The sequence below is a fragment of the Providencia sp. PROV209 genome (assembly GCF_028479485.1).
Lineage (GTDB): Bacteria > Pseudomonadota > Gammaproteobacteria > Enterobacterales > Enterobacteriaceae > Providencia > Providencia alcalifaciens.
Genome location: NZ_JAMPNR010000012.1, coordinates 263,294 through 275,934, shown reverse-complemented (window position 1 = coordinate 275,934; position 12,641 = coordinate 263,294). Strand labels below are relative to the sequence as shown.

Genomic DNA, 12,641 nt, shown 5'->3' with positions numbered 1-12,641 from the left:
TTTAGTCTTTTATGATGCCACGCGCGCGCAAAATCGCCGTTTTAAAATCATCCTCGTAATCTTTTTGAATACCAGGGATAACCGCATTACTATCAGTACCACGCATTTTCAGATGATAAATTAATACGTCGTCAGTCAGTTCAGATAAACTGCCTTTAAAACCCGCTTCATCAGCCAGTTTTTGCAATAGTTGCACGAGATTTAAATCTGAGTTGTCCTTCCATACTGGATGCAGAAGTTCAATGACTTCATTTAAACGATGGCATTTCATGTTTATTCCTTATCACGAATATTCGATACAAGTTACCAATAATCCTACAATAGAAAAAGGGAACAGTTGTCAATCTAAGTAAAGTTTAACCGTTTCTTGTATTAATATTCATTGATTTTATAGGAAAATAGAATAGATTTTAGCTGTAACTATACTCAAAAAATTATTTAAGTTCGTTGAAACATTTTCGCTAAGATTTTCAGAGATATTGAACATGTCATTTCGTCAGTCAATTACAGGCGTTATCCTCGCAGGCGGCAAAGGCACTCGCATGGGAGGGCAAGATAAAGGGCTCATACCTTTATTGGGTAAGCCGTTGTACCGCTATATTATTGAACGCTTACAGCCACAAGTTGGTCGGTTACTGATCAACGCAAATCGCCATCACGCCGAATATGCTCAAAGCCAGCTGCCTGTCTTTAGCGATTTGACGACCGATTTTTCAGGTCCGTTAGCTGGTATGCAAGCCGCACTGCATCAAGCCACGACAGATTGGCTGCTATTTGTCCCTTGCGATGTTCCTGAATTTCCAACTGACTTAGCTGAGAAAATGTTTCATGAAAAAGGTGAGCATCTTGCCTGCTACGCCTGTGATAATGAGCGAGAACACCCCACATTTACTCTGATTCATCGGTCTCTACAAAAAACCTTGGATGATTACCTCGCAAGAGGGGATCGCAAATTGATGCTATTTATGCGTGAAATCGATGCAAAAAGCGTCATGTTTACCTCTGAAACCGGCACATTTGCTAATTTAAATACGCCGGAAGATAGCCGTAACTGGGAGTTGCAACAAAAATAATCATGAGCCAGAACACGTTACCTTTACTCGGGATCACCGCCTACAGTGGAACCGGAAAAACCACCCTACTCAAAAAAGTTATCCCGCTACTGAGACAACGCCATGTCCGTGTCGGCTTAATCAAGCACACGCATCACGATATGGAGATTGATACACCGGGCAAAGACAGTTATGAATTACGCAAAGCAGGTGCAGATCAAACGTTAGTCGCCAGTAATCAACGCTGGGCATTAATGACCGAAACCCCTGAATGCAATGATATGAACCTGAATTACCTTGCCAGCCGTTTTGATCCTACCTCATTAGATCTGATCTTAGTTGAGGGCTTTAAAGGTGAGCCTATCGATAAGATCGCACTGTTCCGATCCGATGTTGGTAAACCCTTAAATGGCTTAATTGATGAGTATGTTGTGGCAGTCGCCAGCGACGAAATCATCGATACCAATGTCCCACAGTTGGATATCAATAATCCAGACCAAGTAGCTGATTACATTGTCTCTTGGTGGCAAAAAAGCCAGTAACCTAAATACACAAAACGCCTCATTGTAGGCGTTTTTTATGCACTTTTTCGCACGATGAGTTCCGGTTCCAGCTGAATCAGTTTTGGTTGATAGCAGGACTGAGTCCAAATCCCTTCCAGTAAAATCATGACTTGCTGAGCAATGCTATTCACTGGCTGCGCCAACGTTGTAAGTTGATACCCTTCCCATCCCGCCATTGGAATATTATCGCACCCAATTATCCGTAATTGTTGTGGGATCTCGATATTTAACCTTTGGCGGCAATAATCCATCACGCCTAGTGCCAAAGAGTCCGCAGCACAGAAGAGTCCCTCTAAGGATGTCATCTGCGGTTGATGCAATAATGCTGCCTCAAATCCAGCTTGGTAGCGGTAGCTTCCTGCTGATAAGCAGATCGGTTCTGGCTGACCTAATGCCATTAAATAACGCTTAAATCCTTGATAACGTTCATTTGATGCTTGACCATCCCCTCTTCCTGCCATAAATCCTAGCTTGCTTAATCCTAAACTTAATAGGTATTTTGCCGCCATTTCCCCCGCTAATTGATTATTCGTTTGCACTGACGGAATCAACCCTGTGGCATCAGCACGACCCAAGGTAATGAGTGGTAACGAGAGCTTTAGGCACAGATGAAAATGTTCCGCAGGAAGTGACCCTACCACCGCTACCACCCCATCAATTTGGTAGCCCGATAGTTGTAGAATCGCACCATCAAGATCGCTCGCCTGTTTCACATTCAGCAGCATAGGCTGTTTCCCATGGCCTTGTAAGGCGCTAGATAACGCTTCAAACAAATAAGACTCATAGGGGTTCGATAAATCACTGACCAGAATAGCCACAATATTCGAACGTTTTTTCTGAGAGGGCATACCGAGCGTACGAGCAAAAAAATTGGGTTGATACCCCAACTTTTTCGCCGCTTCTAGGATTTTTTGCTGTTTTTTCGGGTGGATACTTGCCCCTTCAGTAAACGCCCGAGATACTGACGAACGCGAAACACCCGCAATCTCTGCAACGTCGGATGCCGTTACTTTTCGGTTGTGCATCATGCTAAGCATTCCCCCTGCTGAGCCAACTGAAGAAACGGATATTCGACAATATGTTCACTCAAGCTATCTCGGGAACGCTGCTCAATATGATAAAGCCGCCATTGGCTATTCGATTTTGGAGATAACTTTTGTAATCGCTGGTGTAGAGACGCCCAAGAGCCATGACTCGGATGAATATCGAGGGTTTCACACTCCAAAAATACCCAATCACTTTGTAACGCCAGTTGTTCCCCTTGGGGCGAAATCTCACCATCCCCTGAGTAAAACAGGCTGCGCCCCGAATTCGCCGTCAGGTGCAAGCTACGATTACTCACCGAATGCTGCGTTAACGCCGTTGTCACTTTCCAATCACCAATAAATTGAATCTCTTCACTATTTTGTTGGATGATTTCAAAACCTAATTGCGCTTTAGGCCAATGGGCAAAGGCAAGAAGCGGCGCTAATAGCACCCATTGTTCCCGCTGAGCAATAATCGTCAGTGGGCGCTTACGCTGGTATGAATCCATCCAATTCAGCAAAGACGTTAATCCCAAACAGTGATCAGGATGGGTATGCGTTAGATAAATTGCGTCCAAGTCCTCCACATGCATTTTTCCAAACAGCGCTTGAGGAACTGACGGACCACAATCTACTAACAATTGGTAACCGAATTCTTCCACCAAGATACTGGCGTTTGTCCGCTCACTGTCATAAGCATCCCCCGTTCCTACGACGGTAATTTGAAAACTAGGCTGCATGGTTCGTCCTTATTTGTTGGGGCTCAATCCGTTGTTCCTGCGCATCAAAAAAATGTAACGCCGAGCGCCCAACGTTAATCGGCAGCGCATCACCCGCAACATAAGCCTGATCACTTTCCACCACAAAGTGTTGACCTTGTAATGAACCATAATAGAGACGTGAATGCCCAAGAGGCTCCACGACAGAAATTGGCATGAGTGCATCGGGGTGTTGATTGTCTACCACGACTTGATTAGGACGAACCCCCACATATGCCGCCTCAATCGGTAATCGCCTATCTATCGAATTAAATACTTGTGGTGTCATAAAGTTCATCACCGGAGAGCCAATAAATGACGCTACAAACTTATTCGCAGGTTGGTTATATAGCGCTTCTGGCGTACCTACTTGCTCAATGCGCCCTTGATTTAAGACGACGATGCGGTCGGCTAAGGTCATAGCCTCAACTTGGTCATGTGTCACATAAATCATGGTGGCCTTTAGGTTTTGATGAAGCTGTTTCAAGTAAATACGCATCTCGCCGCGTAACTTAGCATCGAGATTCGACAACGGTTCATCAAATAAAAAGAGTTCGGGGTCACGCACAATTGCACGACCAATGGCGACACGCTGGCGTTGCCCGCCAGAAAGCGCCGATGGTAAGCGACCAAGTAAATGCGTCAGCTGTAAGTTTTCGGCGGTAGCGCGAACTTTCTGAGTAATATCCCGAGCGCTCATACCCGCCATTTTGAGCGGGAATCCCATATTTTTCTCGACACTCATATGGGGGTATAACGCATAAGACTGGAACACCATTGCCACATGCCTCAGCGAGGGATGCACATCATTCAAGCGCTGACCATTCAGTCGCAGCTCTCCTGCTGTTATCGATTCCAGCCCTGCAATCATGCGCAGCAATGTGGACTTTCCACAGCCAGAAGGTCCCACAAACACCACAAATTCACCCTCATCGATCGTTAAATCGACTTGTGGGATTACGCAGTGTCCCCCGTAACTTTTACCAATTTGAATGAGTTCAAGTTTTTTCATGATAAGCGCCTATTATTTCAATCCCATCGAGAAACCACGTAGTAAATAACGCTGCATATAGCCCGCAAGTGCCAGCATTGGCAGTGAAGAAACAATCCCTATCGCCATCATTTCACCCCATGCAGTGCCGTCTTCTGTCATAAAATTAGAAATAAACAGTGGGAGGGTGAATTTGTCCGGCGTATGAATAAATAACAGTGAAAACAAGAACTCATTCCAGCCTAGGATCATGGAGAAAATTGCTGTTGCCACTAGCCCCGGTGCACAGAGAGGAAAAACAATATAGCCCAAACGGCGTAATAGATTTGCGCCATCCATCGCGCCCGCTTCTTCAATTTCTAACGGAATATCGCGGATAAACCCAAGCAGCATCCAAATACAAAACGGCAAGGTATACACCTGATAAGACAAAATCAGTCCGATACGCGTGTTAAGTAACCCAACGTGATTCATCAGAGAATAAAGCGGAATAGCAATGACAATGGGCGGCATCATTTTGATAATTAAAACACCCAGTAAAAACACGTTATCGAGCTTTGCGGGAAAGCGATAACGCACTAAGGCGTAAGCACAAAAAAAAGCGAGTATCACAGAGAGTGCGGTAGCCCCTACAGAAATTAAAATGGTGTTACCAATTAACCTCAGCAAATCCCCTTCAAATAAGGATTTAAATGCCGAGAAACTCGGCTGGCTAGGTAATAGCTTAGCCCCCGATTGCAAAATTTCAGAGGGTGATTTAAACGCTGTGCCAAACATCCAAATAATGGGTAGCGTCATACTAAAAACGGCAATCCAAACAATTAACGTATGTATTTTTGCTTTCATAATCAGCGCCCTTTCATGACGTTACGGGCATAAATCAACGTCATCAGTAATGAAATCGCCAGCATCACTAATGCCGCCGCGCTCGCCATGCCTAAATCGAAGAATCGAAAACCGTATTTATAGACAAACATCGATAATGTCTCGGTGGAGTTGCCTGGCCCCCCACCTGTCATCACATACACTTTGTCGAATAACTTAAATGTATCGATAGAACGCAGTAAAAACGCCAACATCAGCTGTTTTTTGATTAACGGGAGCGTGATGTAAATAAAGGATTTCCAACCTTTTGCACCATCCACCATCGCCGCTTCGCCAATATCTTTAGGAATGGACTGTAAACCCGCCAAAATGATCAGAAATGCCATCGGTGTCCATTGCCATGTATCAACTAATGCAATGGCATACAGGGCTAAATTCGGATTGAATAACCACTCTTGGGGGGGGAGTCCGATAGCCACCAGCAAACTATTTAAAAAACCAAAATCATAGTTATACCAAGAGCGCCAAATCGATGAACACACCAGTGTTGAGAGCATCATTGGGTAGATAATGATAGGTAAAGCAAATTTTCGCCCAGCAAATTGACGGTTAAACAGCAGTGCTAGCCACAGTCCTAAGAGAACCTGGGCGATGGACGCTACTAGCGTAAAAATGAACGTATTTTTGATGGCAGCCAGAAAGAAAAAGTCATCGAACAATTCAGCAAAGTTTGACCAGCCAATAAAGTGATAACTATCATCGATATAATCTACCTGCCCAAATGCGTGATACAGCACGGATACGATGGGATACAGCGTCAATAATCCCAGCATAATAAGTGCGGGGAAAAGTAGCCAAAACAGCTGTTTACGATTTTCAAATAACATACTCAGCATTCCATAAAGGCGCTAGAAGCTAGCGCCATGAAAACATCACTATTTTTTGGTGCTACGTTCAATACGTTTTTGCGCTTGTTCCAAAGCTTGATCTGCGGTCATTTGCCCCATCATCGCCATTTGTAAAAAGTCCCCAAGAATACTTTCCACTTCTGCCCAATTTTGAATACGTGGGCGCGCTTTACCGGCCTCTAATGCGGCGGCTTGTTGTGGATACCAACGGTATTGATTTACGACTTGGGGGTCTGCATACACACTATGACGGGTAGGTGGCGTACCAAAATTTAGCGCTAAAGCTTTTTGCATCGCTGCACTGCTAGCAAATGCGAGGAATTGCTCGGCTTCTGCTTTGTTTTTCGCGTCCGCCGGAATGGCTAACTGCCAAATACCTAACATTGGTGCTGACTGCCCTGTTTCTGCGGGAGGTGCCATCATTTCCATTTTACCCACCACATTTGATACCTTGGCATTATCAAGATCAGGCACCCATGCTGGCCACACTTCGATTGCCATCGCCGCTGTGCCTTTTTGTAACGCATCACGCACTTCATCGGCGTTATACACATCGACACCTTTCGGTGCATATTGCTTCATCGCCAAGAACGTTTCTAACGCTTGTTTGGCTTGTGGAGTATTTAAGGTTGGTTTACCGTTAGCATCAACAACATCGCCACCATATCCCCACAGAATTGGTAAAAATCCCGTCACGATCGGGTTACCTTTCACACCACGATAAACCACGCCATTGGCTTTGCCATCTTGGCTAATGGTTTTCGCTGAGTTCAACACATCCGTCCATGTTTTCGGTTGCTGAAGTTTATACTGGTCGAAGAGGTCTTTATTCCAAGCGAACATCGCCACGTTACCTACCATTGGTAACGCATAGGTCGCCCCTTGACCATCTTGGCGACCAATATCCACGGTGGATTGAATAAAGTCTTTATCGTGTAATGCATCAGGAAGCGGAGATAACCACTTATTAGCAAGGAACTCAGGTGCCCATGTGTCGTCCATTAAAATCACATCATAGTTGCCCGTCTTTTCGCGCATGGAGAGCACGACGCTTTCGTATAACCCTTTACTTGGACGCTTCACTAGCGTGATTTCTGCTTTTGGATTATTTTTTTTATATTCATCGACAACAAACTGCATCGCATCACCGTAACCACTGTCTCGACCGGCAATAACTAATTCTGCGGCGCTAGCGCCAAATGTTGAGGCGATCAGAGCTGATGCCAATAATGTGCGCTTAATCATTTGCTTCTCCTAGTGTTTGGTTTTGCAGTACGAATTTTTGTTAAGTGATTTTTTTTGCACGCGTGTTCAAATTGCCATGGCAGGCTACGGCGGGGAGATGACAGTGAGATGAATAAGAAGTGAAGGTTTTATGGAGTGTAGTGAAGACGATTAGCATTACATTGCTACTTTCTTTAGTATGATGACAATAACTTGCATAACATCCTAATTGAGAGCTGAATGACTCGCACCCAACGCCTACTCACGCTGATCCAGATCCTGAAAGAGAATCGCTATCCGGTTACCGCAGACGCCCTTGCCTGTCAGTTAGAAGTGAGTGTTCGTTCCATTTATCGTGATATTGAATCGCTACGCGACCAAGGGGCTGAAATTACTGGTGAAGCTGGCATCGGTTATCAGTTAAAAAGCGGATTATTACTGCCACCATTGATGTTCGATGAAAATGAATTGGAAGCGCTGATTTTAGGGTTACGCTGGGTACAAAGTAACGCTGATACAGAACTCAAAAATTCAGCGCTACGCACGCTCAATAAAATTAATGCCGTGGTGGGTAAAGAGGCGCAGATCATCCTAAACAGTAATACTTTATTTGCCCCGACAACTCAGCTTAATGAAGTTGACGAGCATGTGGCTAAAAATTTGCGCTTGAGTTTACGGGAAGAGCGCAAAGCCAAAATAGCGTATATGGATATTAAAGGGCAACCCAGTGAACGGATTATTTGGCCGATTGCGGTGGGCTATATGAAAGATACCCAAGTGTTAGCCGCGTGGTGCGAGCTGCGCCAAAGCTATCGCCATTTCCGCTTAGATAGAATGCAATCTTACACCGTGTTAAGCGAGACACTTCCCTACCCGAAAGGCTATTTACTCACCCGTTGGCAACAAGAAGTCTTGTGTGTCACTCCTGACAATTTCTGACACTGCTCTCGCCTATAGTGAGTGTTCTACTTCATTTAAGGAAAATCACGATGAGCGAGCTAGTTCTATTTACCAATGCAATGTCCCGCGGCAATACCGCTGAATTACTCTTAAAAATGATGGACGTTCCCTATAAGCGCATTGAATTAGCTTATGGTGCAGAGATGCACACCAAGGAATACCTTGCCATTAATCCGATGGCAAAAGTACCCGCATTAGTTGATGGAGATGTCATTGTTACTGAATGTGCGGCGATTTGTCTTTATTTAGCCGATAAATTTATTGAAAAAGGCTTTGCTCCAGCACTCAATAGCCCTGAGCGTGGTGCTTATTACCGCTGGTTTTTATTCACCGCAGGTCCGATTGAATCTGCGTTTACCGTCCTTGATTTAGGTGTGGAATTAACAGAAGAACAGCAAAAATCGTCAGGCTTTGGCAGCGTTGAACGCACTTTAGCAACACTAGATGTCTGCCTTGCCAGTGCCAAACCGTATATTTGTGGTGAAACATTGATGGCAGTTGATGTGTATGTGGGCTGCTTTGTGATGTTTTTAACTAAATATTGTAACTATACCGCCACCCCTGCGATGCAAAAATATATGGATAACTTAGCAACACACCCAGAGATTGCTGCGCTGCTGGCAATATAGTACGTTCTCTACGCATCCCTTGAAAACATGTCGAATGAATTCAAGGGATCGTAATGCCACCACCAACGAACCGCATCAAAATCAATCGGCTGAGTTGCATTAAATTGTGACTCTGGAAGTTGCTCCGTCAAACGCCCTCCCTCAAACACACTCTCTCCGCCCTGACCGCTGATAGATTTATAGCGTCGTGTGTTTTGTGACCAGACTGTCGCGCCCATATAGTAGCGAATCAACGTTTCAATATATTCGCAGACACCCGCAGGGGCTTCTTTTTCAATATCTTTTTTCAAACGTAAAATCAGCCCAAGTAGCCGATCACGCATCTCCAAATATTCCTGAATTGCCTCATCGAACCCATATTGACGCTCACGCATCAGCACACGAATTAAATTATGTTCTTTATCCGTCGCACCACGTACAGATTCTTTGATATAAGCGTGAGGCTCCGCTTCCCATACCATTAAGTTGGCTAGCGCTTCAAATAACACGCGAACTTTACGATTTTCATAGTCACGCTGAGCAATATCCACATTTGCAATAATGTGCCCTAATGTCGGAAAAGCAAGTGCGCCACCTCCCGTTAAACGGATCGTCATATAGTCATTCAATGAAGGGGCTGGGTTCACGGCTTTCCACATTTCTGCCATCATATACACCCGAATATACTCCACAAATCTCGCGGTTTGTTCTGCCGTTGCGTATTTATCTAAGCGAATACGTAGGTCGCGCGCAGCAAGCGCGTATCGATCATTAGATAGCTTGTATTCCGGCACCTCAAATTGTCGCCAAATCTCTGCTGAATATTGAATCAGCTTTTCAGGTTGATGTGCGACTTCCCCCTCATCGCAGTATTCATCGTCGTAAGCAATTGACCACATACAAAAATCAATGCCGATTTGCAGTAGCTCATCACTGCCGACCGGAAACATTAACGAACCAAACCATGCACAATGACAGTTTGCCAGCCGCGCTCGTTGGGTGTCATCAGCGTATAACTCAAAGTGGTCAGCATAGTCCCGAGTGACTTTTTCAAATGGGTGATGGTCATACTCATCAAGTTGAATATAAGGTGTGGGATTGTTGGGATAAAAGCTAGGATGAATAGCGGGTAAAAATGGGTGAGGTAGAGAAGGAAGTTGTAATGGCATGCAATGACCTCTTTATTTTTTCTCGACAATGATGCTGTAAGTGGAAACTTTGTTTTTTAACAGTGCGACAGAGAAGTTTTCGGCTAAAACCCGTAGCTCTTCTAAAGCCCCATCGACACCTTCAGGGAAATGGCGTTCAATATTGGCTTTGGATTCCATTAACCAACGGGCGACATCAATATTTGACGGTAGCACCCGAAAATCGTTAATAACGAATCCGCTATGTTCAATAACTTGCCGAACATACTTGGGAGTTTTGCGGTATTTGCAAGCTAATCGGTCAACTTCATCGGAGGTATCTGACTGATATTCATCCAATTCTATATTGTATAAATTATCCGAAATGATGATTTTTCCACCCTTACGCAATCTTGGATATAGCGCAGAAAATACTTTTTCGAAAACATCGTTGGTGAAATGGGAAATTACGCCGCGAATAATCGCTAAGTCATAATATTTTTCTTCATCGGGTAATAATGAGAGGTCATGAGCTTGGCATAAATACAGATTGATTCGCTTACGAAGCCGCTCGTCACTATAGAGTTGATCGCAATAATCAAGCTGTTGGGCGCTAATATTAATGCCATCTAGGGTGGCACATTCCGTAAAGTATTCGGCTAAATATTTCAGCGTATATCCCCAGCCACACCCTAGATCCAGAATTCGTCCCACCGCTGGTCTGTTGGATCCCGTAACACCCGCTAGAAAAAGCTGCTGATTGAGATGTCGTAATCCTGATTTATCTAACGATGACAAGAGCCTACCATCGAGATAGTTTTCATTGGAAATGAAAGGACCATCATAAACACCAAATTGGAACAGCAATAATTCGCCAATCGCTTTTTTCCATTTTTCGGGGTCTTCACTGTAAGTTAAAGCGACTTTATCGCCATATTCATCATGTTGAACGCTGTGAATTACATGGTATTTTGCACCACATTGTGGCACACCATCAGAAAGCAACGGATCCATATCTACTCCACAAAAAATAAATGATGGAGGGAAGATAATAGGAAGCATGCCCAATTAATAATGTAAAAATTAATAGGGGCTGATAAGAACCTTTCGGGGGAATTAAAAAGTAAAAAGGCCAGATATTATCTGACCTTCTTTTTTATGACTTATTTACACGCAAATGCTTAACGCATTGTCACGAACTCTTCTGCACCGGTTGGATGGATTGCGACGGTATTGTCGAAATCTTTCTTGGTTGCGCCCATTTTTAGTGCAACCGCAAAGCCTTGCAGAATCTCATCCATACCAAAACCAATTCCATGAATACCAACAATTTTTTCATCTTCACCCACACATACCAGCTTCATGCGGCATGGTTGGCGATGAGAAGTGACTGCGGTATACATCGCTGTAAATGAAGATTTATAGCATTTCACGGCATCTGAGCCATATTTTTCAATCGCTTCTGGCTCAGTTAAACCCACAGTACCAATTGGTGGATGGCTGAATACAACCGTAGGTATGTTGGAATAATCTAAATGCTCATCTGGTTTGTTGTTAAATAAACGCTCAGATAAACGACGACCCGCAGCAACCGCAACAGGCGTTAATTCAACAGCCCCCGTGTTATCACCGACAGCATAAACACCCGCTACATTGGTATTTTGGTACTTATCGACCTTGATATACCCTTTCGCGTTCAGTTCAACACCCGCCGCTTCAATATTCAGGTTATCCGTCATTGGCTCACGACCGATTGCCCAAATCAACGCATCAACGGTTTGCTCATGACCATTTTCTAATTTAAGTGTCAGTGAACCATCTGCATTTTTTACCACTTCTTTCGGAATGGATTCAGTATGCAGTGTTGGACCTTCGGTGTTCATCACTTCCACTAGCGTTTCAACGATGAGTGGGTCAAAAGCACGTAGAGGCGCATGTTTACGAACAAACAGGTGTGCTTCGCTACCTAAACCATTCAATACACCTGCCAGTTCAACCGCAATATAGCCAGCACCGACAACAGCAACGCGTTTTGGTAACGCTTCCAATTCAAAGAAGCCATCGGAAGTCATGCCATATTCTGCACCGGGGATCGCGGGGATCACTGGGCGTCCACCTGTTGCGATCAGAATATGATCCGCAGTGTAGATTTCACCATTGACTTCAACAGTATGCGCATCAACGAAACGGGCAAAACCTTTAATTACGTCAACTTTATTATTACCCAGCACGCGGTCATAAGATTGATGAATACGGTCGATATAAGCAGTACGACTTTCAATTAATTTCTTCCAATTGAAATCATTGATGGTGGTGTCAAAACCATAGTCTGGACCATATGCACGAATCGCTTCGGAAATTTGCGCTGCATGCCACATCACTTTTTTCGGTACACAACCGACGTTAACACAAGTGCCGCCTAACTCTTTGCCTTCAATTAGGGCGCACTTTTGTCCGTACATCGCGGCACGGTTCATTGACGCAATACCGCCGCTACCGCCGCCAATTGCAATATAGTCGTAATGTTTGCTCATAACTTGGTTATTCCCATTTGTTGAATTACGAATACGTTAATATTCTCTTATTATGCTATGTAAACA

At 44.3% G+C, this 12,641-nt stretch carries 14 protein-coding genes; 4 read left to right on the top strand and 10 right to left on the bottom strand.

From position 1 onward, the window contains the following. Nucleotide 1: 1 nt before the first annotated feature. On the bottom strand, nt 2-271 hold the full coding sequence (locus tag PR795_RS09660) for a YihD family protein (RefSeq protein ID WP_006659561.1): 270 nt from the start codon (nt 269-271) through the stop codon (nt 2-4). Between the two features lie 214 nt (nt 272-485). Between PR795_RS09660 and mobA the strand changes: the two genes are divergently transcribed. Beyond that, entirely contained in the window at nt 486-1,073 is a 588-nt protein-coding gene (gene mobA / locus PR795_RS09655; protein ID WP_006659562.1) for a molybdenum cofactor guanylyltransferase MobA, read from the top strand. A 2-nt stretch (nt 1,074-1,075) separates the two neighbouring features. Next, nucleotides 1,076-1,594: a molybdopterin-guanine dinucleotide biosynthesis protein MobB gene (gene mobB, locus PR795_RS09650; RefSeq protein ID WP_006659563.1), complete on the top strand. Its 519-nt coding sequence runs from the start codon at nt 1,076-1,078 to the stop codon at nt 1,592-1,594. 35 nt (nt 1,595-1,629) lie between these two features. On the opposite strand, the gene PR795_RS09645 is transcribed toward mobB, so the two are convergent. From PR795_RS09645 to PR795_RS09620, 6 genes are read right to left on the bottom strand one after another with little or no spacing between them, the layout of a single operon-like run. Continuing rightward, on the bottom strand, nt 1,630-2,643 hold the full coding sequence (locus PR795_RS09645; RefSeq protein ID WP_036959695.1) for a LacI family DNA-binding transcriptional regulator: 1,014 nt from the start codon (nt 2,641-2,643) through the stop codon (nt 1,630-1,632). Further along, nucleotides 2,640-3,380 (bottom strand): ribonuclease Z, encoded by a 741-nt coding sequence (locus PR795_RS09640; protein ID WP_006663039.1) that lies wholly within the window; start codon nt 3,378-3,380, stop codon nt 2,640-2,642. The genes PR795_RS09645 and PR795_RS09640 overlap by 4 nt, the downstream gene beginning before the upstream one ends. Then, entirely contained in the window at nt 3,370-4,410 is a 1,041-nt protein-coding gene (locus PR795_RS09635; RefSeq protein WP_006659566.1) for an ABC transporter ATP-binding protein, read from the bottom strand. The genes PR795_RS09640 and PR795_RS09635 overlap by 11 nt, the downstream gene beginning before the upstream one ends. Before the next feature lie 12 nt (nt 4,411-4,422). Next, nucleotides 4,423-5,235, bottom strand: coding sequence for a carbohydrate ABC transporter permease (locus PR795_RS09630; RefSeq protein ID WP_006659567.1), 813 nt, complete (start codon nt 5,233-5,235; stop codon nt 4,423-4,425). Between the two features lie 2 nt (nt 5,236-5,237). Further along, a complete protein-coding gene (locus tag PR795_RS09625) occupies nt 5,238-6,101 on the bottom strand; it encodes a carbohydrate ABC transporter permease (protein ID WP_006663042.1) in 864 nt (287 codons plus the stop codon). A gap of 48 nt (nt 6,102-6,149) precedes the next feature. Beyond that, nucleotides 6,150-7,367, bottom strand: a complete 1,218-nt coding sequence (locus PR795_RS09620) for an ABC transporter substrate-binding protein (RefSeq protein WP_006659569.1) — start codon at nt 7,365-7,367, stop codon at nt 6,150-6,152. Between the two features lie 219 nt (nt 7,368-7,586). Here PR795_RS09620 and PR795_RS09615 point away from each other — a divergent pair, with 219 nt between their 5' ends. Next, nucleotides 7,587-8,285 carry a helix-turn-helix transcriptional regulator gene (locus tag PR795_RS09615; protein ID WP_181480504.1) on the top strand — a complete coding sequence of 233 codons (699 nt, stop codon included), beginning with the start codon at nt 7,587-7,589 and terminating at the stop codon, nt 8,283-8,285. Between the two features lie 50 nt (nt 8,286-8,335). Then, on the top strand, nt 8,336-8,935 hold the full coding sequence (locus tag PR795_RS09610) for a glutathione S-transferase family protein (protein WP_036959691.1): 600 nt from the start codon (nt 8,336-8,338) through the stop codon (nt 8,933-8,935). An 8-nt stretch (nt 8,936-8,943) separates the two neighbouring features. On the opposite strand, the gene PR795_RS09605 is transcribed toward PR795_RS09610, so the two are convergent. The 3 genes from PR795_RS09605 to gorA all read right to left on the bottom strand — a co-directional run bounded on the left by PR795_RS09605 (nt 8,944) and on the right by gorA (nt 12,575). After that, nucleotides 8,944-10,083, bottom strand: coding sequence for a terpene synthase family protein (locus PR795_RS09605; protein WP_272516821.1), 1,140 nt, complete (start codon nt 10,081-10,083; stop codon nt 8,944-8,946). Nucleotides 10,084-10,095: 12 nt separating this feature from the next. After that, on the bottom strand, nt 10,096-11,055 hold the full coding sequence (locus PR795_RS09600; protein WP_036966509.1) for an SAM-dependent methyltransferase: 960 nt from the start codon (nt 11,053-11,055) through the stop codon (nt 10,096-10,098). 167 nt (nt 11,056-11,222) lie between these two features. Beyond that, nucleotides 11,223-12,575 (bottom strand): glutathione-disulfide reductase, encoded by a 1,353-nt coding sequence (gene gorA / locus PR795_RS09595; protein ID WP_006663047.1) that lies wholly within the window; start codon nt 12,573-12,575, stop codon nt 11,223-11,225. Between the last annotated feature and the right edge of the window lie 66 nt (nt 12,576-12,641).

Excerpts from the sequence above, each read along its gene's own strand:
- PR795_RS09600 (WP_036966509.1), bottom strand. The coding sequence starts at position 11,055 with ATGGATCCGTTGCTTTCTGATGGTGTGCCACAATGTGGTGCAAAATAC.
- PR795_RS09615 (WP_181480504.1), top strand. The coding sequence starts at position 7,587 with ATGACTCGCACCCAACGCCTACTCACGCTGATCCAGATCCTGAAAGAG.
- PR795_RS09625 (WP_006663042.1), bottom strand. The coding sequence starts at position 6,101 with ATGTTATTTGAAAATCGTAAACAGCTGTTTTGGCTACTTTTCCCCGCA.
- PR795_RS09660 (WP_006659561.1), bottom strand. The coding sequence starts at position 271 with ATGAAATGCCATCGTTTAAATGAAGTCATTGAACTTCTGCATCCAGTA.
- gorA (WP_006663047.1), bottom strand. The coding sequence starts at position 12,575 with ATGAGCAAACATTACGACTATATTGCAATTGGCGGCGGTAGCGGCGGT.
- PR795_RS09640 (WP_006663039.1), bottom strand. The coding sequence starts at position 3,380 with ATGCAGCCTAGTTTTCAAATTACCGTCGTAGGAACGGGGGATGCTTAT.
- PR795_RS09635 (WP_006659566.1), bottom strand. The coding sequence starts at position 4,410 with ATGAAAAAACTTGAACTCATTCAAATTGGTAAAAGTTACGGGGGACAC.
- PR795_RS09605 (WP_272516821.1), bottom strand. The coding sequence starts at position 10,083 with ATGCCATTACAACTTCCTTCTCTACCTCACCCATTTTTACCCGCTATT.
- PR795_RS09620 (WP_006659569.1), bottom strand. The coding sequence starts at position 7,367 with ATGATTAAGCGCACATTATTGGCATCAGCTCTGATCGCCTCAACATTT.
- PR795_RS09610 (WP_036959691.1), top strand. The coding sequence starts at position 8,336 with ATGAGCGAGCTAGTTCTATTTACCAATGCAATGTCCCGCGGCAATACC.
- mobB (WP_006659563.1), top strand. The coding sequence starts at position 1,076 with ATGAGCCAGAACACGTTACCTTTACTCGGGATCACCGCCTACAGTGGA.
- PR795_RS09630 (WP_006659567.1), bottom strand. The coding sequence starts at position 5,235 with ATGAAAGCAAAAATACATACGTTAATTGTTTGGATTGCCGTTTTTAGT.
- mobA (WP_006659562.1), top strand. The coding sequence starts at position 486 with ATGTCATTTCGTCAGTCAATTACAGGCGTTATCCTCGCAGGCGGCAAA.
- PR795_RS09645 (WP_036959695.1), bottom strand. The coding sequence starts at position 2,643 with ATGATGCACAACCGAAAAGTAACGGCATCCGACGTTGCAGAGATTGCG.